General features: G+C 55.7%; 23 protein-coding genes. 13 read left to right on the top strand and 10 right to left on the bottom strand.

Annotated elements, in window-relative coordinates; translation table 11 throughout:
* Positions 1-150 precede the first annotated feature (150 nt).
* The 3 genes from H7849_RS13625 to H7849_RS13615 are packed head-to-tail and all read left to right on the top strand — an operon-like array spanning position 151 to position 1,643.
* Complete coding sequence (locus H7849_RS13625; RefSeq protein ID WP_285288892.1) at positions 151-933, top strand: DUF2076 family protein; 783 nt, start codon at positions 151-153, stop codon at positions 931-933.
* 53 nt (positions 934-986) lie between these two features.
* A complete protein-coding gene (locus H7849_RS13620) occupies positions 987-1,304 on the top strand; it encodes a type II toxin-antitoxin system RelE/ParE family toxin (RefSeq protein WP_222439646.1) in 318 nt (105 codons plus the stop codon).
* Positions 1,305-1,319: 15 nt separating this feature from the next.
* Positions 1,320-1,643, top strand: coding sequence for a helix-turn-helix domain-containing transcriptional regulator (locus H7849_RS13615; protein ID WP_186739950.1), 324 nt, complete (start codon positions 1,320-1,322; stop codon positions 1,641-1,643).
* A gap of 38 nt (positions 1,644-1,681) precedes the next feature.
* On the opposite strand, the gene H7849_RS13610 is transcribed toward H7849_RS13615, so the two are convergent.
* Positions 1,682-2,578, bottom strand: coding sequence for a hypothetical protein (locus tag H7849_RS13610; protein ID WP_186739948.1), 897 nt, complete (start codon positions 2,576-2,578; stop codon positions 1,682-1,684).
* 234 nt (positions 2,579-2,812) lie between these two features.
* Between H7849_RS13610 and H7849_RS13605 the strand changes: the two genes are divergently transcribed.
* Both H7849_RS13605 and H7849_RS13600 read left to right on the top strand, forming a co-directional pair.
* A complete protein-coding gene (locus H7849_RS13605) occupies positions 2,813-3,232 on the top strand; it encodes a bactofilin family protein (RefSeq protein WP_186739946.1) in 420 nt (139 codons plus the stop codon).
* Between the two features lie 62 nt (positions 3,233-3,294).
* Positions 3,295-3,951, top strand: a complete 657-nt coding sequence (locus H7849_RS13600) for a class I SAM-dependent methyltransferase (RefSeq protein WP_186739944.1) — start codon at positions 3,295-3,297, stop codon at positions 3,949-3,951.
* Here H7849_RS13600 and H7849_RS13595 read toward each other — a convergent pair.
* Positions 3,941-5,041: an SPL family radical SAM protein gene (locus tag H7849_RS13595; protein WP_186739942.1), complete on the bottom strand. Its 1,101-nt coding sequence runs from the start codon at positions 5,039-5,041 to the stop codon at positions 3,941-3,943. The two genes, H7849_RS13600 and H7849_RS13595, sit on opposite strands and share 11 nt — an antisense overlap.
* Before the next feature lie 189 nt (positions 5,042-5,230).
* Here H7849_RS13595 and H7849_RS13590 point away from each other — a divergent pair, with 189 nt between their 5' ends.
* Entirely contained in the window at positions 5,231-5,941 is a 711-nt protein-coding gene (locus H7849_RS13590) for a metal-dependent hydrolase (protein ID WP_186739941.1), read from the top strand.
* Between the two features lie 45 nt (positions 5,942-5,986).
* On the opposite strand, the gene H7849_RS13585 is transcribed toward H7849_RS13590, so the two are convergent.
* From H7849_RS13585 to H7849_RS27110, 3 genes are all read right to left on the bottom strand, one after another.
* A complete protein-coding gene (locus tag H7849_RS13585; RefSeq protein ID WP_186739939.1) occupies positions 5,987-6,214 on the bottom strand; it encodes a hypothetical protein in 228 nt (75 codons plus the stop codon).
* Positions 6,215-6,485: 271 nt separating this feature from the next.
* Complete coding sequence (locus H7849_RS13580) at positions 6,486-8,864, bottom strand: APC family permease (RefSeq protein ID WP_186739938.1); 2,379 nt, start codon at positions 8,862-8,864, stop codon at positions 6,486-6,488.
* 115 nt (positions 8,865-8,979) lie between these two features.
* A complete protein-coding gene (locus H7849_RS27110; protein ID WP_285288891.1) occupies positions 8,980-9,105 on the bottom strand; it encodes a hypothetical protein in 126 nt (41 codons plus the stop codon).
* A gap of 77 nt (positions 9,106-9,182) precedes the next feature.
* On the opposite strand from H7849_RS27110, the gene lnt reads away from it, so the two are divergent.
* The 3 genes from lnt (at position 9,183) to H7849_RS13565 (ending at position 12,407) form a co-directional block, all read left to right on the top strand.
* Positions 9,183-10,802: an apolipoprotein N-acyltransferase gene (gene lnt / locus H7849_RS13575; protein ID WP_186739936.1), complete on the top strand. Its 1,620-nt coding sequence runs from the start codon at positions 9,183-9,185 to the stop codon at positions 10,800-10,802.
* Between the two features lie 15 nt (positions 10,803-10,817).
* Positions 10,818-11,955 (top strand): peptide chain release factor 2 gene (gene prfB / locus H7849_RS13570; RefSeq protein ID WP_222439645.1). Its coding sequence is split into 2 segments (ribosomal slippage): positions 10,818-10,886 and positions 10,888-11,955, totalling 1,137 coding nucleotides; the frame shifts between segments, so codons are not numbered across the junction.
* A 2-nt stretch (positions 11,956-11,957) separates the two neighbouring features.
* On the top strand, positions 11,958-12,407 hold the full coding sequence (locus H7849_RS13565; RefSeq protein ID WP_186739934.1) for a CoA-binding protein: 450 nt from the start codon (positions 11,958-11,960) through the stop codon (positions 12,405-12,407).
* Between the two features lie 18 nt (positions 12,408-12,425).
* Here H7849_RS13565 and H7849_RS13560 read toward each other — a convergent pair whose 3' ends face one another.
* The gene (locus H7849_RS13560; RefSeq protein ID WP_186739932.1) at positions 12,426-13,997 is read right to left on the bottom strand and encodes a flavin monoamine oxidase family protein; all 1,572 of its coding nucleotides are present in this window, start codon (positions 13,995-13,997) and stop codon (positions 12,426-12,428) included.
* 263 nt (positions 13,998-14,260) lie between these two features.
* Between H7849_RS13560 and H7849_RS13555 the strand changes: the two genes are divergently transcribed.
* On the top strand, positions 14,261-16,378 hold the full coding sequence (locus H7849_RS13555) for a protein-disulfide reductase DsbD family protein (protein ID WP_186739931.1): 2,118 nt from the start codon (positions 14,261-14,263) through the stop codon (positions 16,376-16,378).
* Positions 16,379-16,733: 355 nt separating this feature from the next.
* Positions 16,734-20,276 (top strand): TonB-dependent receptor, encoded by a 3,543-nt coding sequence (locus tag H7849_RS13550; RefSeq protein WP_186739929.1) that lies wholly within the window; start codon positions 16,734-16,736, stop codon positions 20,274-20,276.
* Positions 20,277-20,401: 125 nt separating this feature from the next.
* Here H7849_RS13550 and H7849_RS13545 read toward each other — a convergent pair whose 3' ends face one another.
* From H7849_RS13545 to H7849_RS13530, 4 genes are all read right to left on the bottom strand, one after another.
* On the bottom strand, positions 20,402-22,117 hold the full coding sequence (locus H7849_RS13545) for an alpha/beta hydrolase (RefSeq protein ID WP_186739927.1): 1,716 nt from the start codon (positions 22,115-22,117) through the stop codon (positions 20,402-20,404).
* Positions 22,118-22,313: 196 nt separating this feature from the next.
* Entirely contained in the window at positions 22,314-22,547 is a 234-nt protein-coding gene (locus H7849_RS13540; RefSeq protein WP_186739925.1) for an anti-sigma factor family protein, read from the bottom strand.
* Positions 22,544-23,170 carry a sigma-70 family RNA polymerase sigma factor gene (locus H7849_RS13535; protein ID WP_186739923.1) on the bottom strand — a complete coding sequence of 209 codons (627 nt, stop codon included), beginning with the start codon at positions 23,168-23,170 and terminating at the stop codon, positions 22,544-22,546. Before H7849_RS13535 ends, H7849_RS13540 begins: the two co-directional genes overlap by 4 nt.
* 172 nt (positions 23,171-23,342) lie before the next feature.
* Complete coding sequence (locus tag H7849_RS13530) at positions 23,343-23,810, bottom strand: energy transducer TonB (protein ID WP_186739921.1); 468 nt, start codon at positions 23,808-23,810, stop codon at positions 23,343-23,345.
* Between the two features lie 218 nt (positions 23,811-24,028).
* Between H7849_RS13530 and H7849_RS13525 the strand changes: the two genes are divergently transcribed.
* Both H7849_RS13525 and H7849_RS13520 read left to right on the top strand, forming a co-directional pair.
* Complete coding sequence (locus tag H7849_RS13525; RefSeq protein WP_251106257.1) at positions 24,029-26,404, top strand: lytic transglycosylase domain-containing protein; 2,376 nt, start codon at positions 24,029-24,031, stop codon at positions 26,402-26,404.
* A gap of 16 nt (positions 26,405-26,420) precedes the next feature.
* Positions 26,421-26,915 carry a VOC family protein gene (locus H7849_RS13520; protein WP_186739919.1) on the top strand — a complete coding sequence of 165 codons (495 nt, stop codon included), beginning with the start codon at positions 26,421-26,423 and terminating at the stop codon, positions 26,913-26,915.
* Positions 26,916-26,931: the final 16 nt, after the last annotated feature.

The following is a 26,931-nucleotide window of genomic DNA, read 5'->3' as shown; positions in this document are numbered from 1 at the left end:
GGGGACTCCGTTTGCTGAGATTAAGGAACGAAATTGGGTTGCAATTCGTATTACAAAGTGGCGGATTAGTCCGCCACTTTGTGCGTTTATACGCGTTTTAACAATGAACGGGTGCTTTTGAGGAGCATCCTAGGAGTTTGAGGGACTGTCATGACACCGCAAGAAAGCTCGATGCTTGAAGATCTGGTTCGCAAGGTAGAAGGAACACAGCTGACGGAAAAAGATCCGGAGGCTGAACAACTGCTGCTGGAGGGATTGGCGCGCGATCCGGACGCGATCTATAAGTTGGCACAGACGGTTTTGATACAGAACATGGCCCTGAACCAGGCGCGTGCGCAGATTCAGCAATTGCAGCAGCAAGCACAGCCACAGCCACAACAACCTGCTCGTGCGACCAGCTTCCTTGGCAGTTTGCTCGGCCATCGCGATCCCGCGCCGACAGCAGCTCCGCCGCAGGCGCAGTATCAGCCGGTGCCGGCGTACCAACCTCAGTATCAGGCGGCTCCGCAATACGCGGCGGCACCCCAGTATGCGCCGCCAGCTCCCAGCCCTGCGGGAGGCTTTCTGCGCAGCGCGGCCACTACGGCTGCCGGAGTTGCCGCCGGTGCGCTCGCTTTTGAGGGGATTGAGTCGCTGATGCACGGCGGTTTCGGTCACGGCGGCGGTGAATTTGGGGGGGGCGGTTACGGCTCCGGCTTCGGCGCACCTCCGGTTGAAGAGACTGTCATCAATAATTACTATGACGATCCGCAGCAGCAGGGCTTCGCTGAACATCGCGAGCATGAGGCATCCTACGACGACCGTCCGGACAACCAGGGTGACCTGCATGAGGCCAGCTACCAGCCCGACACCGATCCGACTTCCTTCGACGACACGCAGGGAGATGATTTTGGAAGCGGGGATGATTTTGGCGGGGATGACAATCTGGTCTGATTGCTATATAACTCACTTGTTTAGATGGTAACGTATGCGTTACCATCTAACGGATGATTGCGATACGGGAGTATCTGACTGAATCTGGCGAGAGCCCGTTCGCAGAATGGTTCCACGGCTTAAATGCTCCGGCTTCCGCTAAGGTCGCGACAGCGCTGGTGCGCCTTGAGAGCGGCAACTTTTCGAATGTGAAGGGTGTCGGTTCAGGTGTTTATGAATGCCGCATAGATTTCGGTCCGGGCTATCGGATTTACTTCGGGAAAGACGGCGACAGGCTGGTGATACTGCTTGGTGGCGGCAGTAAGAAACGCCAGCGGCGAGATGTCGCGGAAGCGATCGAGCTGTGGGCGAAATATAAGAAGGCAAAGTAGTCGAGAGGCAAAGCAATGGCACTCACACGCGATTTCAGAGAAACAATCCAGAAACGGGTTCAAAAGGACAAAGCGTTTCGCCGGGAACTTCTTAAGGAGGGAATCGAGTGCCTGCTTTCAGGCGATGTGGAGACCGGCAAGGTTGTTCTTCGCGACTACATTCATGCGACGTCAGGTTTCGCAGCATTGGCAGAAGCGACAGAGATTCCAGTCAAGAGCCTACTACGGATGTTTGGACCATCGGGCAATCCACAAGCTAAGAATCTTTTTCAGGTGATCGCCTATCTGCAAAGACTAGAGAAAGTACATCTAAAACTTACAGCATCAAAGGCCGCCTGATTGAGCCCGAAGACATGCTGGAAGTGCTAACAAATTGACTAGTGTTCGCGTCCTTCGGCCACTTGGGCGCTGCCGTTGTCGTTCAGCAGCATCTTGATTGCGTTCTGATAGCCCATTTCGGGCGGAACGGGCTCGAAGTGTGAGGCGTCTTCCGTTGTCTGAAAGCTGAGAGGCTTGATCATGAGAGCTTTGCCGGTGAGGCTCAACTTCATGTGAGTTGTCTCCCAATGGTGGTCGCCAACGTCGGCCTGTTCCACATGGATACTGCCGCCTTTGTAGAGGCGGCCAAGGATACCCCATCCGAAATCGACATCGGCGATAAGGTGGGCATCGAACTTTACCATGCGTTCCTGTGCCTTGTCGATCCACAACTCGCCTGCCATGCCGTGATACACCTCGGCTTCGCGGTCGGGCGGATTGAAGTTGGGATTGGGCTGGAAGCTGAGACGGTAGCACTGGCCGTTGGGGCCATCGACCATGTCTATGTATTTGTAGAGAAAGGCATCGGGCAGCAGGCGAAGCATTTCATTCGCGCGGTCGCTGTCTTCCTGTTCTTTCTTATGGCGATGGGCCTGAAGCTCAGGATGAATCGCGAGGTTGTTCAGGCGATCGATCTCAGCCTTTTGCGCGTCCGCATCAAGAGGCTTGTCGTTAAATGAGACCAGGCGAGCCACGTCACCGTCTTTGGTTTCGACAATCTCCTTGGTTGTGACCTTGCTGTCATCAACCTTGTGCAACTGATAGCGATACGGATGATTGCCATTCCCAGACTTCAACTCATTCTGTGAGGCGCGGCGTACCAACGCGGCAGGGTCGCTGGCAATGTCTTCGCTCTGCGCGAAGGCCGTATAAACCGGGAAGGCTATGGTGAGGGCTGTAAGAGTGACAAAGGTCAACAATCGACAGGGCCGATGAATTACGCTTTCACTCCTCATGGCCTGTTTTCCATCAGACATTTTCTCATCATGACAGCATTTCTGTGCATATTTCGAAATGCATCTAGGCAGTTAGACGCCGGATTCGGCAGTGAAGTTTTCCCGAATCAAGGAGTTCGCGCCCATTTTGGAACGACTCTGCAAGTGATAGTCGAGTCGAATGGTTGCAGGCTTGGTCGTCGTTGCGTATATTCGTGGCAACGTCCCAGTTACAGAAATTGAGGAGATATTTACATGGCTGCAGGCGACAGCACGACCGCCACGATTGGCAAGTCCGTCCAGATTCGCGGGGAAGTAAAGGGAAGCGAAGACCTTCTTGTGGATGGGCTGGTTGAAGGCACCGTTACGCTGACGGACAGCCGGCTTACGATCGGCGCCAATGCGCGCGTGCAGGCCAACGTGTCGGCACGCGATGTCGTGGTGCTTGGCACGCTGAATGGCAATATTAACGCCACCGGGCGGGTTGAGTTGCGATCCGGATGCCGCGTGACCGGAGACCTGCGAGCTGCCCGCTTGTCGATTGAAGAAAACAGCGTTTTCTCCGGCAAGGTAGACTTAATACAGGGCTCGGGCGCGACGGAGAAATCGGCAACGTCCGCGCAACCCGCGGTTCAGTCAGAAAAGGCGGGAGCGCTCTTCAACGCTCCGAATTAAGCGCCGTTTAACACGCGGGGCCGATCGCAGATGATGAAATTGCTGAAGGGCATGGAATGAGCGTGCTGCGAAGTATATTCAACCGCGGCCAGGCAGAGGAGCAGGGAAACAAGCCTACTCTGCTTGCGGGACCGCGCGTGCCGCGTCACTCCAGCGGCTGGTCCGCTTTGCAAAAACATCTGAAGACTGAACAGGCTCTGCGGGTGCTGGATATTGGGCCTACGTCTCCTTCGAATATTAATCAGCTTACCAGCCTCGGCCACAGTGTGTGGATGGCCGATCTCGTGCATGAAGCGGTGACCGGAGGATGGGAGACACCGCCGGCAGAAGCAGGAGAACAGCCGGTATTCGATGTCAAGGGATTCTTCGAACAGAACCTCAGTTTCAATGGGCGTGAGTTTGACGTTGTGCTGCTTTGGACCACGCTCGATTACATTCCCGAAGGGCTGATTGCTCCGCTTGTCGAGCGCCTCTACCAGTCGCTGCGAGAAGGCGGGCGCATTCTTGCACTCTTCCACACCAAAGCTACGGGACCTGAAACAACCTTTTGCCGCTACCATCTCACCGAAACCGAGATGATCGAGATGCAGGAGAGCGCGCCATTTCCGGTGCGGCGCGTCTATACCAATCGCAATATCGAGAAACTGTTTTCCGTTTTCAGCAACTATCGTTTCTTCCTCGCAAAAGACAACCTGTACGAAGTGATCATTACGCGCTAAACCGCTGCTTGACGCGGTCGGTTTGCGCTTGTTGCGGGAGCTTCGCCTGCTCAGGCCATAGCGATTGCTGAAGAGGTCCCGGATCGACCGGCGGAGTTTGCGCCGGTTGGAACTCTCCGCGTCTTTTTCCCAGTCCATACTTGTCATTCACCAGTGCGAGCAGATCTGCAATGCGCTTCTGGTAGGCCTTCGACACAAAGGCGTTGTCTTCATAGCGTTTCTCGTAGCTCGGCGCGAGTGTGGGAAAGTTCTGCTGCACGAAATCCATGAATGTTGCCTTCGAGCATGGTTTGAGAAACAGCGGATTGGCAGCCAGAAAGCTTGCCTGCACCGCCTTTGCGCGCCTGGCCATTGCATCGAAAGCCGCTGGGGTATCGTTGATGCCGGGCATGATTGGGCAGCAGAGGATACCGGCTCGCAAGCCGGCACTTCGCAGCGCAGCGACTGCTTTGAAGCGCAAATCGGGACGCGGCGCTCTGGGCTCAAGAATGCGCGCCAGCTTTGCGTCGGGTGTTGTGATGCTGAGGTGGATGGAAAGCCGGTTTCGCAGCGCGAACTCTTGCAGCAGATCGATGTCGCGGAGGATGAGGGTCGATTTCGTCACGATGCCGAGATTCAGACCGCGGCAATCCGCCATGACTTCCAGCAGGCTTCGGGTCACGCGCATTCGCCGCTCAATTGGCTGGTATGGATCGGTTGCGGTGCCCATCGCGATCTCTTCACCAGGTCGCAGCTTGCGGAGTTCCTGGCGCAGCAGCCATGCGGCGTTCTGCTTTACGAAAATGAGGCGTTCGAAGAGCGTGGGGTCGCGTAGTTCCATGAATTCGTGTGTGTAGCGCGCGAAGCAGTAGCGGCAGCCGAACTCGCACCCTCGGTATGGATTGATGGTTTTGCCGAAGGGGAGGCCGCGTTTGGAGACCGACTTATTGAGGATAGATCGGACATGAATTGCCCGGTATTCGGTCAAATGGCTGGTGTCGGCGAGTTCGGCCTGATTGGCGAGGCGCGCGATGCCGACTAATTTGACTGGAGGATCGTCTTCGATAAAGAGCGATTCGCCTAAGCTTAGATTCGCCTTTTCTTCGCCCATGTCGATGAAGTTACTCCGAGCGGGGGGAACCGTCAAGGGATGAAAGTCAAGGGATGAAAGTCAAGGGGTGAAATTTGAGTCAATCAAACACAGCGATTTTCCAAAATGCATGTGCGCATCCTAAGCTAAAGAAAAGACGCTTACCGTAATCCACCAACCAACACCAAAAAAAAACAAAGAGGTGCATACATGGCAGATTTGAAAGGTACGACTGTGACCTGGCTGGGACATGCTACAGTCCACATTGCTACGGCGAAAGGGACTTCCATCCTTATCGACCCATTTATCGAGCAGAATCCGAAATTTCCCAAGGGCTACAAGCTCCCGGAAAAGATCGATCTGATTCTGGCTACCCACGGTCATGGCGATCACGTGGCCGACTTAGTGCATGTTGCGACAACGCATGGGTCGACCGTCGTGGGCATGGTGGAACTGATGGGTTGGGCGCAGTCCAAAGGAGTAAAGAAGACTGTCGGCATGAACCTGGGAGGTTCGTGGAAGCATGAAGATGTGACGATCAGCCTAGTGGAGGCGAAACATAGTTCCGGAATAGATGGCGGCAGTCAGATCATCTATGGTGGGGAACCTGCAGGCTTCGTCATCACCGTGGACAACGGACCGGTTCTATACCACGCCGGTGACACGAGCGTCTTCCTCGACATGCAGCTAATCCGTGATCTTTACCAACCGCAGTTCGCTATGCTGCCTATCGGCGATCACTACACGATGGGACCCAGGGGTGCAGCGCTGGCGGCGAAGTATCTGGGAGTTACTACTGTGCTGCCTATTCACTACGGAACGTTTCCGGTACTTACTGGTACACCCGAAGAATTTGTGAAGTCACTTGAGGGAAGCGGAATTACGGTGAAAGCAATTTCGCCGGGTGAGAGCCTCAGGTAACCAAGGTGAAAGGCGGCGGCTACTCTGCCGCTGCCTTTGGATAGGCTACTTCTTTCCTGATTGCTGTTTTCTGCGCTCAGCCCAACGCTTCTTCATTGCTTCCGCAATCCGGCGGCGGCCTTCGGCAGTCATAGTTCGCTTGCGTGATTTCGTTGCGGATTTCTTGTTGTTCGATCCGCGATTCGGTGAAGATATTCCTGCAAGCAGGGCTCGGGCTTCCTTTAGCCGTGCAATCTCTTTATCCAGTTCAGCCACAATTTTGCTAACTTCCACTATTCCTCCATTCGGACACCACAATTGCCTGATGTTGTATTGCTACGGCAAAAGAATCAGGGATAGTCATCCGCGGCACTTATCTTCTGCACGCTGAATAGTCCGCTCTTATGCTTGCGATCGCACGGAACTCTTCCATGCATACGGAACCTGGAAATCCAAGTAACTCCCTCCTACTCTACGGGAGTGGTCAAATATTGACAAACATGCTTTCCAAAATAGTCGCGAAAAAATAAACAACTAAGTAATGGATCCTACTCGGAGCAGCCGCCTATGTTTCGTGATCGGATGGTCCCGAAGAAGGCTTGGGAGCGGGAATCGAATAGTCTGTCCCTGGCTTACCGGACTTTGGAGTTAAAGGTGACTCAATCGTTCCGCCTCTGTTACTGCCATCTCTATAACGACGTATATCTCGCAGCGTTTCCTGCTTGTCGCGCGCATACTCTACTGCAAGACGAGTAAGAGCATAGGTAACTATATCGCTGTGATGCAGTCCCTGCATATCGGGATCTCGGCGGAAGTTGAGCCACAATCTATGGACGAGTTGTACGTCATCGGCCTGCAGGGTAGGAGCGTGAGGTCCAATGTGAAAGCCCTGGGCGTCGCCATTCGGCATAACTACATAGAAGGTGAACTGCCGCTTTGGCTCGGCAAGATTCTCCCAGGCCTGCCCTACGTGATAGGCCTGCTCCTGCGCCGTCATCTTTGTAGAGAGGCCAGAGACGAGCGCTGTAACTTCGAGCGAATTTGCAGTCTGCACCAGCGCAGCGAAGATATCGCCAGCCGGGACGACGAGCAGCGAGATATGTTTGCCGAAACTCTCAGCTACTGAGACTGCTTTTGTAAAGAGCATCTGCTCGTGCTCGCTGAAGAGTTGCTCCGATGCATCGATGTATTCAGGACCGCCTGCGCCCATCATGCGCGCGGTCAGTACGACGATGTCCTGATCGTCCGCGTTGGTGCGCGATAGAGCCCACTTCAGCGCGAAGGGATTCGCAGCATCGCGCATGGTGACCAGAATTCCACCGGGCCGGATTTCCAGCGCTTCGCGCCCGATGGTTTCCGGATGCTCAAGCTGAAAGTGCTCCTTCATTTGCTTGGCTGTAGCCGCATGCTTGCGCTGGTTGCGCGCTTCGGAGACGGTAAAGATGGTGTAGAACGCAGCTGCGAATAAAATGCCGCTTTCGGTGGCCACACTCTTGGTGAAAAGATTCACGATTGCTGTCGAAAGCAGGACGAGAAAGACACAGAATAATCCGACCGGAAGTTCGGCTTTGCCGATTTTGATATTGATCGGCACCTTCCATCCGCGCTCGCCCTTGTACTTCCAGCGCAGCACAAGCATGGCGAGCGAGTTGAACGTAAAGCTCCAGATGACGCCGAAAGCGTATGCCTCGCCCAGAGTGATGACGTTGCCGCGGCTGACAATGATGGTGAAGAGCTGCATCGCTGTGACCAAGTTCACGATGCGATAGCTGGTGCCGTATTTTCTCTGCGGCTTGCGGAACCAGTCTGTCAGAACACCGTCTTCAGCAACGCGCATCAGTACGCCCGTTGAGCCAATGATGGAAGTATTAATCGCGCCGGAGAGAATTAGAAAGCCGACGATGACAACAAAGACGCGGAAGACAATCTTCAGAGTGAGCGGGCCCACGACATACATCGCAAGGCCAGCGATCAGGTTATCGCGGTAGACCGGAACACGTACCGAATCGGGAATCAACATCACTGCGAGCAGTGAGACGATTCCGGTAAAGACGAAACTGTAGATCGCGATCACGATCGCGGCGCGCTTCAGGTTCTTGAGCTTGGGATGCTCGATCTCACGATTGACCTGGGCCAGTGTCTCCTCGCCGCTCATGGCGAGCACGGAGTGGCCAAAGGCCATCAGGATGCCAAAGAGTCCCAACGTTGTGGCGAACTTTGTTCCCGCGAGGAAGCCGAGAGCATCATGCGAGAAGTGGAGATTCGACGGAATGGGAAGCGGCGGCAGCTTGGCGCTGACGTGAATCGCTGAGAAGATACCCCATCCGAGCAACAGAACCACCATGACAGTGGTGATCTTCATTACCTCAAGAGCTTTGTCTGTCGATTCCTCGATGCCCTTGATGTTCTGCCACCAATAGTAGATGGTGACTGCAGCGCAAAAAACTGCCGACGTCTCATTCATCGGCAATTGGCGTGCATGGCCTGCGTTGATCAGGGCGAGCGGTAACCATCCATGCGCGGCGCCGACCGTCATCAGTTCGTTTAAGAGTCCCGTGATGTATTGTCCGGCTGAAACGCCTGAGATTGGTCCCGTAAGGATGTAGTCGAACATGAGCGCGGAGACACTCAGCTTTGCAAATGTGCCGCCAAGAGCTTCCTTTACTACGCGGTAGACGCCTCCACGGGTGAACATGGAGCAGCTCTCGACATAGACTGCCCGCACTGCGAAGGAAAAGAGCATGACGCCGAGAATGAACCACGGCGCAGCTTTACCGACGGCTTCTTCCGCAATACCGCCAGCATAGAAGGCTGAGGATCCTAAGTCATTGAGAACGACGGCTGCCGCTCGCCAGAAGGATATGAATGTAAGCATGACCGAGGAGGCAACGACTAGCCTCACCCGGTTCGATTGAGGAGCGGTAAACGTTTGACCAACTGGCATGGATAAAGGTGAAAAACCTTGCTACTCACCACCGGGCCAACAACTGCCCCCGGCAAGGACGCTCAGCGCTGAGTGTATGTCTAGATGAAATTGCCGTCAAATGGAAAGCGCCCGATTACTCGCCGAAGAGTTCGTGTAGATCCTCAATGAAGCTGATAACAATCACGACGGCTGAGCCTGCCAGTCCGATGAAAAAGAGATACGTCAGCAGGCGCATTCCTAAATAGGCGAGTGTGCTCACACGGACATTCTAGCGCGATCTGTGATTGTGTCCAGGCAAGTACCTTCAGAATTGACGCAATGGTAGACTCAGCGTGAATGCGCACTTATCTCCGCAATCCCATTTTTCTTGGATTGCTCTCGTCTGTTCTTCTTGATCTGCCATTTCCTATCGCCGGGCCAATGCCGCCGTGGCGCGCCGTTTTTTCCTGGATTGCTCTTGTGCCGCTGCTTTACGGACTCCTCGGCCAGCGGAATGTGGCGGGTCCGCGCTATCTTCGTCGCAGTGCGCTTGCCGGCTATGGTTGCGGAGTGTTCTGGTACATCCTGAACTGCTATTGGATCTACGACACTATGCACCTTTATGGTGGAGTGCCACCCGCCGGAGCCTTTGGCATCCTTGTGCTCTACAGCCTGGTGCTGGGTTTGTACTTTGCCGTTTTCGGATTCCTGATTGCGCTCTGCCGCAAGGCATTTCGTACAAATTTGTTTCCGCTGGTGCTCGCGCCGTTCTTCTGGGCTGCGCTTGAGTTCGCAGCATCGCGGATCACCAGCGTTCCCTGGGATCAACTTGGCTACGCGCAAGTGGACAACTTCCTGCTTACGCGACTGGCGCCGTTTACGGGCGTCTATGGGATTTCCTTTGTACTCGTCGCGGGAAATGCGCTATTTGCTGCAGCTTTGCTTACGTCTTCTCTGCATATGCGACTGCGCATTGGAGTCGGTGCGATTCTATTTGCGATTTTGCTGCAACTCGGCTCCTTTTCTGCGCCGAAGCCAGTCGCCACTTCGGACTACGCCGTGCTGCTGCAGCCGAATCTCGATGTTGCAGTCAACCAGGCCTGGATCGGTCCCGAGTGGGATGAGCACGTTTCGTGGATCATGGAGCAGAGCCAGCGCAACTGCACGCCGGCGATCACGGGAATGCCAACGCGGCAGTCTGCCGTGGCAAGGCAAAATTGCGGGCAGAACACGCCGCCTCCGGGTATTGTTGCCTGGCCCGAAGCGCCGTCGCCATTCGTCAGCGATGATCCACGCACCATCGCCTTATTACGAAGCGTTGCCACTGCGAACAATGCGCCGGTTGTTGCCGGAATGTTCGGCCATGACGCCACAGGCACATACAACTCGGGTGTCTTTACTGCACCGGACGGTAACGTTCTCGGCAGATACGACAAGATTCATCTAGTGCCCTTTGGCGAATTTGTGCCTTACCGGGATGTCTTTTTCTTTGCCAAAAAGCTCACGCAGCAACTCGTAGATCTGCAGCGCGGCCAATATCGCAAAGTCTTTCGCGCAAACGGACACACCTTCGGCATCTTCATCTGCTACGAATCCGTTTTTGCCGATGAGGTGCGCCAGTTCGCCGTCAATGGTGCGCAAGTCTTCGTGAATATCTCTGATGACGGCTGGTATGGCGACACCAGCGCTCCATGGCAACATCTGAATATGGCGCGCATGCGTGCTATTGAAAATCGCCGCTGGATTTTACGCGACACAAATAATGGCGTAACCACGGCAATCGATCCAGCAGGGCACGTCACTCTGAGCGCGGCGCGTCATGCCGAGACAACGCTTGTCGTGCGCTACGGATACAACGACGATCTCACCTTCTACACGCGCTACGGCGATCTCTTTGCCATCCTCTGTGGGATAATCACAATAGTGGCCGTGGCGATGGCATTACGCCCAACGCTCCGAGTCAATCTTCGAATATAAAGACAGGTCACCTAAGTGTTGAACGATCTCGAATTCGCCTACACTCCCGTCCGGGACAAAGTCCGCGACCTGCGGGAGTATCTTTGACTCGGCCCGTCTCCATAAACAATTAGCTGAAATCGAATCGAAATTATCGGACCCCGGCGTGTGGGCCAATGCTGCCGTCTCACAGCCGCTCATGCGAGACCGTAAGCGCATGGAAGAGCAGGTGGCGTCGGATGACGAACTTGTACGTCGCACAGGAGATATCGAGGCTTACTTCGATCTGGCGCGCGAGGGCGAGCCGGTAGAAGCGGATCTCGAACGCGAAGTTCAGTCGCTGAGTGAATACGTTGACAAGCTCGAAGAGCGGACGATGCTTTCCGGAGAGACGGACGCGCTGAATGCCATTGTGACGGTGCATCCGGGTGCGGGCGGCACGGAGAGCCAGGACTGGGCCGAGATGCTGATGCGCATGTATCTGCGCTGGGCTGAGCAGCAGGGCTTCAAGACGGAGATGAACGATTATCAGGACGGCGAAGAGGCTGGCATCAAGTCAGCGACCTTCACCGTCTCCGGCGAATACGCCTTTGGCATGCTCTCGGGCGAGACCGGCGTGCACCGCCTCGTACGGATTTCGCCGTTCGACTCTGCCAAGCGCCGCCATACTTCCTTCGCGTCGGTCTTCGTCTCGCCTGAAATTGATGACTCGATCGAGATCGAGATCAGGCCGGAAGATATTCGGACAGACACGTATCGGTCGGGCGGCAAGGGCGGACAGCACGTGAACACGACGGACTCCGCTGTGCGCATCACGCACATCCCTACCAACATTGTGGTGCAATGCCAGAACGAGCGCTCCCAGCACAAGAACCGCGAGAAGGCGATGAAGATGCTGCGCTCACGCCTCTACGAATTCGAACTGGATAAGAAGAAAGCGGAGAGTAAGAAGCTCGAAGATTCGAAGTTAGACATTAACTTCGGCTCGCAAATTCGGTCGTACGTGCTTCAGCCGTATCGGATTGCCAAGGATCACCGGACCAAAGTTGAAGTTGGCGATGTGGATCGAGTGCTTGATGGTTACTTAGAGCCGTTTATTCGTGGCTATCTAATAATGCGTAGGAGCGGCGGCGATGGTGGTGTGTTAGTTGGTGTTGAAGACGATCTGGATTAGTTATGAACGAACCGACTACCATCCGGGAAATACTCGACAATGCTAAGACCATCGCCGTAGTTGGCCTTACTAACAAGGAAGGCCGCGCCAGCCTGGGCGTTTCGCGGTTTATGCAGAGCCGCGGCTACCGCATCATTCCGGTCAATCCGCTGATAGAAAGCTCGCTTGGCGAGAAGGCTTATCCTACGCTCGATGCGGCTTTGGAAGCAGTGGGGAAGATCGATGTTGTGAATGTCTTCCGACTGCCGAGGTACATTCCTGACATCGTGAAGGACACGATTCGCCTCAGAATTCCTTATCTGTGGATACAGGAAGGTATCGTGCATGAAGAAGCTGCGGCAGAAGCCGAGGCAGCGGGCATCAAGCTGGTGATGGACCGCTGCATTCTGAAAGACCGCATGGCTGCCGGCTGGGGACTGGCCGTCCAGGCAGACGCGCCTTCGGCGCCTTAGCTAAGAGTACGTTGAATCCTAGCTGCTGCGCATCTGCTCGGCGATTCCATGGATGGCTCGGTGCGCGGACAAGGCCGCGCCTTCCTGCCAGCCGACGATATGGCTTAGATAATCTCCGGCAAAGTAAATGCGGCCATCGGGCTTGTTCAGCTCGTTATATGCGGGTTTGGTATCGGGCATCATGTTCATCGCTAAACAGCCAAGGCTATACGGAATCTTCTGCCATGAAACATAAATCGGCTTGGTCAGCGACCTGCCATGACCGGGGTGCAAGACCTCGACGGCTGCCCGCGACGCGTCTAGTTTTCCCTGCGTTGATAAAGCGCCGAATGCAGTCGGCGATCCATCAGCAAAATCCTTCTGCTCGAAGTTGAAGCCGGAAAGGATGATCCCGGTTTTGGTGAACAGTCCGTTGCTCGGATACCAGACGAGGTCAACAGTCTGTTTCGGGAACGAAATTCCGCCGTAGATGTTGTATTGCTTCTCCCAGAAGCGCGGCGCCTCCCATCCGATCTTGTAAAGAGAGGCGAGTTTCATTCCCTTGAATGCCTGCTTCTTTTCGAGCGCGCAATCGATGTCGAGCGTGCGGAGAATCGTCAGCGGCAGCGTGCAGATGCAGTAATCTGCCTCAATCTCTTGCGACGATCCGGCGTTGGCGTATTCCACCTTTACGCCGGAGGAACTTTTGCCCACCTTTTTCACCACGCATCGATACTGCACGATGTCGCCCAGCGATTTCGCAAACGCATACGGGATGCGGTCCATGCCGCCGATTGGCTGAAACATCGTGGCCTGCCAGTCGATTTGCTCCTCGTATAACTCGCCGGTCGAGAAGTCTGAAACCAGAAGCTCATGCAGGCTCAGCGGTTGGTGCCACTTTTCCTCGTCGGGTCCTGCTCCCGGTGATACGACAAATCCACTGCGCTGCGAGCCTTTGTAGCTGTAGTCGTTCGTAAGGTCGCCATAGGTTTGCAGAAAATCGAGCATGCGCTGCGTATCTTCTTTGTCCAGAAGCTTGTCGAGGCCATGCTGATCGATCGACTTAGCCAGCAACTCGGAGATATAGCCGCGTGTGTCGTTGACGACCTGGCGCTGTTCGACTGGCTTTCCGCCATTCAGAGTGTCGGCTTGCATCAGCGTGCTGCGCGAGGTGTTGATCTCGACTTCGAGCGGCACGCCCAGATCTTCACAGTATTCGATCATGACGCGATGGATGGATGGCAGTCGCGCCGGGCCGACGTTCAGGTAATGACCTTCTTCCCAATCGCATGTCTGGACGGCTCCATCGGTGAATTCGACCTTGCAGCCGTTGCGCACGCTCCAGTTCCGGCCACCGGGGCGCTCGCGCGCTTCGAGAATGGTGCAGGTGAATCCGGCTTTGCGCAGTTCGTAAGCGGAGACAAGGCCGGCGATTCCACCGCCGAGAATTATGACTTTCTTCCCCGCGCCGAAGTTTGGAGGCAAGTCAGGCAGCGGTGAAGCCTCGGAAGTCGTCGCCAGCAGGCCGAGCGCCTGCATCGCTGTATACATCGCCCGATAGCCGGCTGCCGCCGCTACCCGGCCGAGGAAAGTACGCCGCGTCCACGTCATAGAAACTGACCTCTCCAAAAAACTGCGAATATGTAGCTGGAAAGCCTTCAGAACAAAGAGAGGTCTCAGTGTCGCGTGCCGGGGCCAGGTTTTGCAACATCAATGAATACGGCTTCTACGCCGGATAAAGGTATTCTTTGGCGGGTCTTGCTGTCGATCTATTGGATCCCAGTAAGGACAACAAAATAGACGCGTTTGATCTCACTCAAGCATCTGTAACCGGCAAGATGGCTCCGCCGTCCTACAATAAGAGTTACTGACGAATGCGTATCCGCACCTTGATCTCGACTTTGTGCCTGCTGATCTTTTCTGCATGGACGAATGTGGCCCTGTCTGCGCCCACGGCCACTGCGCAGCACCTCACTGTGCAATTGGTTGTGCCGCCGGCCGAGATCTATCCCGGCCAGAACTTCACCGCCGGGCTCTACTTCAAGCTTGAACCGGGCTGGCATGTGTATTGGATCAATGCCGGGGATTCCGGTGAGCCTCCGCGGATCAAGTGGACTCTGCCCGAAGGCATTACTGCGGATGCGATGCAGTTTCCCGCGCCGAAGCGGCTGCCGCTGGGTCCATTGATGGACTTCGGCTATGAGAACGAAGTTCTGTTTCCGATGGCCATGCATGTGAGTGGCGACTTCAAGCCGGCGGGCGAATCAGTCACTCTCGGCTCAAAGGTGGACTGGCTTGTCTGCCGCGAAGTCTGCATCCCCGGCAAGGCGTCGCTCGACATCGAGCGCAAGGCGCTTTCGTCACCGCCCTCGACGCCGACCTTCGTCGCAGCCGATCAGCAACTTGTTGCCCGGCTCCAGCGCACGCTGCCGCAGCCCTTGCCTGGAAGCATGCAGGCAAAGTTCATGCCAACGGCTACCGGCTTCAATCTCACGGTGATTACCGGCAGGCGCGAGGCTGACGCTCAGTTTTTCCCATTCGATCAGAACCAGCTTGCCAATGCTGCGCCGCAGCCGGTTACGCCACTCAGCAATGGATTTCAAATCAGCCTGAAAAAAGACGAGAACTTGCAGCAGAATCCTGGTCAGCTGCATGGGCTCGTTGTACTGGCAGATGGCAATGCTTTCGAGATCAACGCTGCGCAGGGAACAGTGACTGCCAGCGAATCTTCGCGCAGCAGCGATTTCGCGGGATTGGGCAGAGTGGCTGGTCTTGCTTTTATCGGAGGCGTCATTCTGAACCTGATGCCCTGTGTTTTTCCCGTGCTCTTTATCAAAGGGCTCGCGCTGGTGCAGTCGTCGCAGCATGAACGTCACAAGCTGCGCGCGCACGGATGGGTCTACGCGCTGGGAATTCTCGCTTCGTTCTGGGCAGTCGTGGCGGTACTTCTTGTTTTGCGCGCCGGTGGCCGACAACTGGGTTGGGGTTTCCAGTTCCAATCGCCCAGCTTTATCGCGGTGATTGCGCTGCTGCTGTTCTTTCTCGGGCTATCGCTTGCAGGACTGTTTGAGATCGGTCTTTCACTTACCAGCAAAGGCTCCGGCCTCGCCGGGCAGCATGGGTACGCAGGGAGTTTCTTCACCGGCGTACTTGCGATGGTCGTTGCCACACCGTGCACGGCGCCGTTTATGGGAGCCGCGATCGGCTACGCGCTTGCGCATTCGGCAATCGTCAGCTTTGTGATCTTTACCGCGCTGGGTCTGGGCCTGGCTGCGCCATACGTGCTGTTGACCCTTCAACCTGCGTGGACAAAACTGCTGCCGCGTCCGGGAGCATGGATGGAGATTCTCAAGCAGGCAACTGCGATTCCCATCTTCGCTACTGTGATCTGGTTGGTGTGGTTGTTCGCGCAGTCGGCGGGACTCAACGCGCTTGCCGGACTGCTCGCAGCTTTTCTGCTCCTTGCGGTTGCCGGATGGATTCTTGGACGCTGGCCGGCGAAGGCTCCTGCCACTGCGGCAGCGATTGCTGTGCTCGCGCTGGCGGTTGCGTTGCCCATTTACGGTGTGCGCAAACTCGGAACAACCTCAGCGCACGTGAACACGGCCAGCAACTCGCAATGGGAATCGTTCTCGCCCGCGCTGGTGGAAAAATACCGTACGCAGGGCCGTCCTGTATTCATTGACTTCACGGCAAGCTGGTGCCTCAGTTGCCAGGTCAATGAACGCGTCATCCTGAGCCGCTCTGATGTGCAGCAGAAACTGCATGACCGCGGTTTCGCGCTCGTTCGCGCTGATTGGACCAATGCGGATGAAAGCATCACGCAGACGCTGAACAGCCTCGGGCGGAGCGGCGTGCCGACTTACGCGATCTATCCCGGCTCAATGCAGGAGCCGCCGCATGTTCTGCCTGAAGTGCTGACGCCAGGGATCGTTCTCGACGCGATTGATCAGGTGCAGCCCAGGCAAGCGGCGCTCGACACTGCGCGATGAATCGCTGTGTGATCGCGCCTTAAATTCGTTGTCATTCTTCCATCCCGCCAAATATTGTCATGAACGCCCAGTAAATATAGGGCGAGGAACTGCGCAGAAACCGTTTGTAATGTTCATGTCACATATCTATGACATGTTTCTGAAGAGGTAACTTCCTCGATTACAAATAGATTTCTCTCGACCTGAACTGGTATCTCCTGCACAATGGAGGCCAAACCCAGATCTCGAGCGAAATTTATAGGACGCCGCAGGATTACTCCCCCCAGCCGCCACGACGGCTGTTCTCAACCTGCGGTGTACGCGCAGTCATTCGATTCGTACGAAAGCTAGTCAATTCAGGAGACCTGTGTTTTCTATGAAACGCGTATTTCTCTGTCTATCCCTCTCCCAATTCAGATTGAGCGCGCTCGCGGCGCTGCTTGTTACGGTGTTGACGTGCTCCCTGGGCCTGCGTGCGCAATCCACGCAGGGAACGATACTGGGCACGGTGCACGACGCCAGCGGCGCGATCGTGCCAAATGCAACGGTTACGGTGACAAATATCGATACCAGTGTCGTGGGTACTGATGCTACGGACGCTTCGGGTAACTATCAGGTGCTCAATCTGACCGAAGGCCGTTATAAAGTCGAAGTGACCGCTTCGGGATTCGGCACCACCGTCATTGACAATCTCGTCCTTGTCGCGCGCGAAGAGCTGCGGGCCGACGCGACTCTCAATGTCGGCACGGTGAACCAGCAAGTCAACGTCAACGCGGCAATCGGCGCCATCACCACGGAAACGGCCTCGATTACCGCGACCTACAGCGCTGTCGACGTGCAGAATCTGCCGGCAAATTATCGCGCCAGCGCGAATGGAACCAGCCCGCTGAATCTGATTCAGACGCTGCCCGGCGTTCAATCAGATACAGGCACAAGCACCGGCACTGGCGTCTCATTCTCGGTGCAAGGCGGATTGCCTTCGCAGGCTGATGTGACGATCGACGGCGTGACTGCACAGAACACGACCAGCAACACGCCGCTGCAAAATGCTTTGCCTTCCGGAGAGTCGATTTCCGAGTTGCGCGTTGATGGCGTGCTGAACAATGCGGAATTCGGCCAGCCAGGCGAGATTACATTTGTCTCAAAGAGCGGCACCAACCAGCTTCACGGCGGAGCTTTCTGGTATCACCAGAACTCGGCTTTCAACGCTACCCCGTTTGGAGCTACCACCAAGCCGCACATCGTCGGCAATGATTTTGGCGGTTCTCTGAATGGCCCGGTTGTCATTCCACATCTTTATAACGGGCACGACAAGAGCTTTTTCTTCGGGACGTATGAAGGCTTCCGCCTGCCCAGCGCGACTCCGTATCAGGCTTATGTTCCAAGCACGCCGATGAAGAAGGGTGATTTCAGCTTCCTGCCTTATCCGCTGCTCGATCCTTTCACCGGAACGCCATATCCGAACAATCAGGTGCCCATCAATTCTGCCTCACAAGCGTTTCTACAGTTCTTCCCCGATCCCAATGTGGGTGATCCGACGATCTACAATCCGAGTTCGCCGAATTACATTGTGAATCAGAACTCAAGCTATAACTCCAATCAGTTTGACGTGCGCGGCGACCAGTATTTCGGTCAGAAGGCTCTGGTCTTCGGACGCTTCACATGGAAGAACATCAACTATGCCCATCCCGAACCGCTGCTCATTCCTGGCGGTTCAAACATCGGTCAGGACCGCGTGCTGGTGGTTGCTGCGAACTATAACTTCACGCCAAACCTCATCAACGAATTTCGGTTTGGCTTTACCTGGGATACTAGCGGCAGCACCAACCCATTCAATGGACCCGGGTTTGCGAACTCCAGTGGGCTGCAGGGCCTGCAGAACCTTTTCTTTAACGGGCTCTCGGAGCTTGATTTCAATCAGCTCACCAGTCTCAACGGAGATCGGCTGGCATCGACTACTAAGTCACGCACCTATCAGTATGTCGACTCGGTTTCATGGGTGAAGGGCCATCACAGCATGAAGTATGGTCTCGACATCCGGCATATTGAGGCACTTACGCCGCTTGGCTTCTTTGGCGCGGATAATTATGGCACTTTCGCGTTCAACACGGGGCATAACTTCACGGGCCTCGGCGTAACTCCAGGGCAGGAGTTTGCCGACTTTCTGATCGGGACACCGCAGGGAACTGGCTATGACGTTGTTACTGCCGACAACGACGGGCTCTCCATCTACTACGACTTTTATGGACAGGATGACTGGAAAGTGACGCCGCGCCTCACACTGACCTACGGCTTGCGTTACGAATATCATCCCGCCTATCACGACCCATCGGGCAACATCGGCAACTTCGATCCTTTTATTCCGCTCTCAGGCGAAGCTGTCTTTCCGAACGGCGCGGAAAATACACTCAGCGCGGGCTTCCTGGCCAGCTTTAACGCCTGCCCGGTCGGTCAGTCTAGCGGAACGCCTGATGCAAACGGTGCGCCCTGTACGCCGGTGCTGCCCAACAACGCCGCCGGACTTCCATCGGGTCTACGCCATGCACCCACCAAGCGCTTTATGCCGCGCTTCGGCTTTGCCTATCGTCCGTTCGACAACGACCGCACAGCTGTTCGTGGCGGCTTTGCGATGTACAACATCACGACGCTCGGCTCCATCTTCTACTCACTCACCGGAACGCTGCAGGCATCGACGAACATCTACAACAATGCGGAAACTGCGACGGGTCCAGCCTACGCATGGCCGGCGATCTATGCGGGGTCAGGCTCGAGTTCCGCAGCGGGTGCACTGGGAACGGCCTACTTCGGCACCGCGAATGACATCAACTGGAAAGATCCGTACGCGGAGCAGTGGTCGCTCTCGATCGATCACGAATTCGGTCAGGGATACGGCGCCCGTATTTCCTATATCGGTATGAACACGCGGCAACTGGTGTGGGCGCCGAACGAGAACGATCTGCCGTACTCCAATACTGTCTCTGCCTATAACCAGCCCTTGAGCGCGCGGCCATTCCCCAACTGGGGCGTGATCAACGACCGTGCGACGGGCGCGAACGGCAGCTACAACTCGATGCAGCTTGAGGTGACGCATCGCTATACCAACGGCCTGACATTTGACTCGGCGTACACCTATGCGAAGAGCCTGGCAGACAATCAGGGTCCGAATAACAACGGTGGCTTTGCCGGTGAAAACGGCGGCCAGCGCACTTCCTATGGCCGCAGTCACTTTGTGGATTTTGGCAACGTCTACGGCACACGCCGCAACCGCTGGAGCACCACAGCGGTTTACGCTCTGCCGTTCGGCCGGGGTAAGCAGTTCGGCGCCAACATGAGCCGCTGGGCTGATATGGCCGTCGGTGGATGGCAGCTCAGCAGCATCTTCCTGTGGCAGGGCGGTCCTTATCTTACGCCGTACTTCCCCGGCGGCAGCGTCGATCCATCCGGCACGGGTTCAGGCCTGACTGGAAACTTCCAGGGCGGCTCGTATCCGGGGCGCGCGCAAAAGCCCGATCAGGTAGCCACGGCAAAGCCCCGTAGTCAGGGCCGTAATAACTGGATTAACATGGACGCGTTCATCTGTCCCGGCGTACCAAACTGGCAGTTTGGCCAGACCTGCAACGTCGGCTCTGGCCAGGTGGGCGCACCCAGTCCCATTGGGCGCTTCGGCAACGCGCAGGTTGGATCAGTGATTGGCCCGGGAACGGTGAATCTCTCAGCCGGTCTCAGCAAGAGCTTTCCGATCACTGAGGGTGTCCGTCTCCGCGCCGAGGGCACTTTCACCAACGTCCTGAATCACACAAACCTGGGTGATCCAAACCTCAACCTGACCAGCCCAAATTATGGCGTCATCACCGCTCCTCGCGGGTCTGACTTTGCTTCGGCCCGCAACGGACAGGTGTCTATGCGGCTGGAGTTCTAAAGTCGCACCCAAAATGAGAAGCCCGCTGCGAAGGCGGGCTCCTCAGTTAGAGATATTTGCTAATTCTGCATCGCTGAGATTCTTCCTCCCTCCGGTCGTCAGAATGACGGCTCACAAGGGGATTCTCAATATCGCCAGCTTGTCAGGTCCGCGCCTTTCGGTGCGGTCTTCTCAATCCGGTCGAGAATCTTTGGCAGGTACATCGTGTTGTAGTGCAGCCGCGACATATAGTTCGGCTGCGTCGGATCCCCGTTCCAGCAGTGCTCAGCCTTGTCACCGTATTTCACTTCGCCGTCATACGGAGGGTTCTTCGTCGACTTCAGAAAATCCTCGGTGTAATACACGGCGTTGTTCAGGAAGTAGGTATCGGCGCTGCCCACGTAGATGTGGATCTTGCCCTGGAGCTTCGGGCCGAGCGTCGGCCAGTTCTTTTCGATGATGGCGCGGAGATCATAGTGCTCCTTCCAGTATTCGGCAGTCTTGTGATCAATCACGCCTGTCTCTTTGTCGAAGATCGGCTGCGGATACCCATCGGCGCCCACTGGCCCGAAAACAGCTTGCCAGATGTCATATTTTTCGCCGGAGCGCCCGTGATCACCAAGCGCCAGTTCATACGCATTGTTGTCCTGCTGCTGCGCCAAGGTCTGTCCAAGGTAGTTACGCATGGAAGGCTGCGGCACCTGCTTGTGCGCGCCCTGCGTGTAGAAGGCATTCGCGTCGTCGTAGAGATTGATCGTTGTGTATCCGCGGAAATCAATGGGATCGGGGCAGGCGGCGAATGTTCCGTTGTAATGGTCGGGATAGAAGACCTGTACCGCCAGCGCCTCCCATCCACCGGTTGAGCCTCCGTACATGAAGCGCGCCCAGCCCTTAGCGATGCCGCGAAACTTCCTTTCAATCGCAGGAATCAGCTCTGTTTCAATCGCATCGCCGTACGGGCCGACGTTCGCTGAGTTCACGGCGTAGGAATCGTCATAGTAGGGATTGGCGTGGTTGATCTTCACAATCAGCACGCGCGGGAATCTGGGGCTGATCCATTGCTGGTAAAACTTGTAGGCTTCCTGTTGCTGAATGCGGTTGTAGCCTGAGATATGAAAGCGCTGGCTGTAGTCCGGCTTCAGGTTTGGATCAGGCGGCTCGGTGCGGAAATCACCAAAGCCCTCAGAGAAATGATCGTGAAAGATGATGAGCGGGAAGTGCGCATTCGGATGGTCGTCGAAACCTTCCGGTACGAGCACAATCGCCGAGAGATACATGGGCCTGCCCCAGAACTTCGTCAGCAGCTCACTCTGAATCTTCAAGTGCCGAATGTACTTGGTATCTTTCGCGTCGGGGATCGCCGGGATTTCCTGATCGAGCGTGATCGAAGCCATTGTTCCTGGTCCAACGTGCATCTTCTGCGGCTTGCTGTAGAGATTGCCGGGTGAAATATTCCAGTGCTGCCCCTCGCCCTGATCCATGTGCAGCTTCACCGTTGTGCCATCGCTGCGGTGAAAGGTCTCGTAACGATTGAGCACGCTCTGCACATAGTAGTCGCCCTCGGGGACGTCCTTCAGACTGCGGATCGGGTAGCCAAAAGCCGAGTCATCTACAGTGGTCGCATCTCCCGGCTTCCATCCGTCTACCGTTACGCCAAAAACCATCTGCGTACGTGCAGTATCGTCGATCTGCATGCGCGGTTCAGCACCGGGGTCATTCGACAGCAGCAGAAGAAGCCGCCCGTCAAGCGGCTGTGCGCTGCGTTCTGAAGGAAAACTGACGGAGAAGCGTGGCGACTGGGCAAGGGAGAAAACGGAAAAACAGCACACTGCAAGCGTGAGAGCAGTTTGTAAACGCAGCATGCTCGGAAGTCTATCGAAGTGACCGTTGAAACGAAAGAGTTTCTAGATGGGGCAGGGAGTAAAGATCCAATAAATAAGCCGTCATTCCGAGGAGCGAAGCGATCAAGAATCTCAGCGACGTCTCTTCTGCACTGACCGCTGAGATTCTTCGCTGTGCGCAGAATGACGCCAACTCGTTATCAAGGCTTGAGGGGCACTAACACTTCTTGCACTTGGCAAGAATGGCCTTCTGCAGACGATCGCGCAGTTCGTTCGGCAGCTCATACAACTCATGGCTGCGATAAATCTCGATCGTCTTGCGCGTGGTGTTCATGGTGATCACACAATGTTCACAAGTGCGCAGATGCTCTTCAAGATCTACCCTCAGTGTTTTCGATACCCGTTCTTCGAGCAGGTCATCCAGTTGCGCTATAAACTCTGTGCAGGTCACTTTGCACCATCCCTTTTATTCTTGCGAAAGTAACGGCTCAGCCGTTCCCGCAATTGCAGCCGCGCCCGCAGCAGTCGCGACTTCACTGCCGGGACACTCAGTCCCAAAGTCTCCGCGGTCTCTTCTGTTGAGAGACCTTCTACGTCTCGCAGTACGAACACCGTGCGAAAACCCGGCGGCAGACCTTGTATCGTCTTCCGCAAAATATCGGCCAGCTCCGATTGGCCATACTGCATCTCCGGATCCGGACCCCAGTCCGCCAGATCGCGCGGCATGGAGCCTTCATCCGTCTCGACGTCCTCGTCGATTGAAACCATCCTGCCGGTGCGCCGCTTTCGCAGCCGCATCAGCGATTCGTTCACCGCAATCCGTACCAGCCAGGTATAAAACTTCGAATTCCCCTGGAACTGGTCCAGCTTTTCGTACGCCTTCAAAAAGGCGTCCTGTACCACGTCTTCCGCATCTTCGCGGTTTTGCGTAATGTGCTGGGCAATTCTGAAAACCTGGCGATCATATTGCTTCACCAGCTTCTCAAACGCCTGCACATCCCCTCCGCGCGCCCGGTTTACGAGCAGAACGTCGGGGTGAACTTCTTCAGTTCCTTGTGTTTGGATGTTTGGCATGTCAGATGGCTTCAGGAAATCGACCTTTCATGACCGGAGCAGAACTGTGCCGCACGGTTTGGCCGGGGCCCGCTCCTGCTCTCATAGTAAATGATTTGCTGTGCCAGCCAGCAAAGTCGCTCATTCTGCATATGTTGATTTGCGGGACTCAGCACCATGCCGGCGATGAACTCTAGAAAAGGAAGAAACGGCGCTTCTTCTTTCCCAGGATTGGCGCTGGATCAGAAATCACCAGCGGTTCTGCTGAAATCGAAATCCGTAAAATGCTAGGGGTAAAACTCACCCCAAATTCTGGTTCGGGGGCGGGAGGATCAAGACTAAAGTTGGCGATAACGAGGCTTTGACACAAATCTTCGCCTGATGAATCCGTCTTCACGGTCCACTTCTTCAACTGATCATTTGCTGACTGTGTCAACATCTTGGGGCCAGAGATCGTTTCAACATCAGCGATCTTACCTGCTGGAGCGAAAGTTACTCGGTCAATTACAACTCCCGAGACTCGTGCGGCCCTAGCTATGGCAGGATAGAGCAGGGTGTCACTCTCACTTTTGCCGACAATCGAGCACCATCGCGTTTTCGCATGGCACGATAGTACAAATACGCTCACACTAAGTAGCATCGAGATAGCTGGTTTTTTCAAAAAGAGCTCCTGACGAAGCATATGGTACTCGTCAACATAAGCGAAGTCGTTGAGAGATGATGAGATAACTCAGCATTTGTGTCCACCGCTCAAAATGCCCAAAGCGGACCCCATTCCTGACATTGCAAAAACAGGAACGTTTTTGACTGAACATTATCAAAGGAGCACCGCTCCAGCCCATTTCGGCTTACATTGGATTAGGAGCGTGCAAGTTAGCAGTGAGTCGAGTCTTTTGCGGTAGAAATATGGTTGCAGCGCTGGCCCTGGCTGGTGCGTTGTCGGCGGTCTGCTGGTCTCAGGATAGTTCATCGTCTTCCACAACCCATAAGAAGCATGCATCAAGCACAGCTTCACACACCACGGGAAGTAAGACCACCCACTCCACGTCGCATAGCACCACCCACAAGACTTCAACGACTCACGGCAAGTCAAAGCATCGCCGACCGCTTTCTGCCAAAGCCAAGGCCAAGAGTCACAAGCTGCAGCAGGCATTCGTCGCCTCATCGCAGCTGCGGCCGATGGCGCAGCAGTTGGCGAGCATGCGAACGCCGGCAGCCTACGCGGGTGTTTCTGCCTATGCGCATTCGCATACTGGCGAAGCATCGGCGGCTGCCTACCTGGCGGTCGGACACGCCTATCTACTGGACCGCAAGTTCCCTGAAGCTGTGAACGCCTTCCGCCAGGCAAATATTCAAGGCGACGCGCTCGACGACTACGCCGATTACCTCGAAGCGCAGGCCGATCTGCAGTCGAACAACCTGTCGCAAGCGGAGACTATTCTCAGCACCTTTGCGCAGAGGCATCCGGACAGCATCTTCGTTCCCAGCGTGCCCGTTCTGCAGGCGAATCTCTTTCTCCAGGAAGGTGATCCGCAGGCAGCTTTGCGCATCCTCGACGCGCATAAGGGCGAAGCGATTGCCAATCGCGCCGACTACCAGCTGGCACTGGCAAAGGCTGACCAGATGGCAGGCCGTCTGCCGGAAGCCACCCAACTCTACCGCCACACGTTTCTTGGATTCCCACTGAGCAACGAAGCAGCAGTAGCCAAGACGCAGCTGGCGGCAATGGGAGCAACATCCTCGTTGACTATCGAAGAGCGCAGCCACCATGCCGACGCTCTCTACAAGGCGGGACGCTTTGCCGATGCTGCTGAGGAATACCACGCGCTCGCCAACGATCCGGGTGTCACAGACGGACTGAAAGGTTCGCTGCTCGTGGCTGCCGCGAATTGTGACTGGAAGCTCAAGCGCCTCAATAAGAACGAACTGGACCGCATCCCCGACAGCAGTGACGAGACAGGCGCACGCCGCACGTATCTGCTGATGGAACTTGCTCGCGACAGGGATGACGGCGAGACCCAGCGCAACATCGTCGAGCAGATGGAAACGCGGTTCCCATCCAGTCCGTGGCTTAACGAAGCGCTCTATTCGAGCGGCAACATGTACCTGCTACGCAAGGATTTTCCAACTGCCATTACTTATTACGGCGAGTTGGCGAAGCGCTTCCCGACCTCGTCATACGCGCCCAGTGCGCACTGGCGTGCCGCGTGGCTGAACTACCGCATCGGGCAATACTCTGAAGCCGCACGCCTCATGGATGAGCAGATCGCCGTCTATCACGGTGGCAAAGAGATTCCGGGAGCGCTGTATTGGCGCGGCCGCCTCTATCAGAATCAGGAGAACCGTCCGGACATGGCGGCGACCTACTACAAAACAGTCGCCCGCATTTATCGCCATTACTACTATGCATCGATCGCGCAACAGCGCCTGAGCGAACTGGGCAGCGTCACGCCGGCGAAACTGGATTCGCTCGAAGCGATGAAACCCGAACCAATCCCGACGCTCACCGACGATATCCCTGAAGACGATCCGCATGTCGTACGTGCCCATCTGCTTGCCAACGCCGGGCTGAACGAATACATCGCGCCCGAGATTCAGGCAGCCGATGGCAGCGACGAGTGGGGCGCTCTGTGCGAAGCAAAGATCTATGCGTCCTACGGAGAGAACTGGCGCGCCATGCGCTCAATGAAGCGCGCCATTCCGTTCTACACTTCGGCTCCGATCGATGCGATCCCGACGGAGTATTGGCGCATTCTCTTTCCGCAGGCTTATTGGTCAACCATCAAGTCGGAATCCGAGAAGAACGGTCTCGATCCGTACATGGTCGCCGCTTTGATTCGTCAGGAAACAGAGTTCAATCCAGGAGCCATTTCGAACAAGAGCGCCTATGGTCTGATGCAGCTGTTGCCTTCTGTCGGCAAGAGCATGGCGAAAGAAGAAGGGATTCACCACTTCGCGACCAACGATCTACTCGATCCGAATACCAACATCCGGCTCGGCACGCGCTACCTGCGGCAGACACTGGATCGATTCAACAGCCAGCCGGAGTACACCTTCGCTGCTTACAACGCCGGTGACAATCGCGTAACGGATTGGCAGTCGATCGGCAACTACAAGGGCATGGATGAGTTTGTCGAGTCGATTCCCTTCACCGAAACCCGCGACTACGTGCAGGCCATTATCCGGAACGAAGAGATCTACCGCGAGCTCGACCACGCATCCAACACCCTGGAGCGCGCCTCAGCCACTCACTAGCCATTGAGCGCAAACTATGAGAAGAACTTTCATCCTGCTGTGCGTTCTCACCGTGAGCGCCACAGCATCGATACTCGCCGTATTCACGCACTTCAGTGCAAGAGCGACAGCACAGTCCGTGGTGGATCCGGCACCGGCGCTGATTAACACCTGTCTCATCACCAGCGACGTCAACCGGCTTACCGCCTTCTACGCAAAGGTCCTGAAAACCGAACCGGAGAAGACCGGCAGTGACTACGTGGAATTTCGCACCGGCGCCGGAGTGCTGGCGATCTTTTCTGCTGAAGCACAAGAGAAATACATTCCCGGCTCGACAAAGCCCGGCGAGAATCACAGCGCGATCCTGGAATTCAAAGTGAGCGACGTCGATCAAGAATATGCGCGACTGCACGACGTCGTCTCAGTATGGGTCAAGGGACCGACCAATCAGCCATGGGGCACGCGTTCGATCTACTTCCGCGATCCCGACGGCAACCTCGTCGACTTCTTTACCACCCTGAATACAGCCTAGGCGGAAGTGACTGCAG

The organism is Alloacidobacterium dinghuense, from assembly GCF_014274465.1.
Lineage (GTDB): Bacteria > Acidobacteriota > Terriglobia > Terriglobales > Acidobacteriaceae > Alloacidobacterium > Alloacidobacterium dinghuense.
The sequence above is the reverse complement of the archived record's forward strand: the minus strand, read 5'-3'. Positions and strand labels throughout refer to the sequence as shown.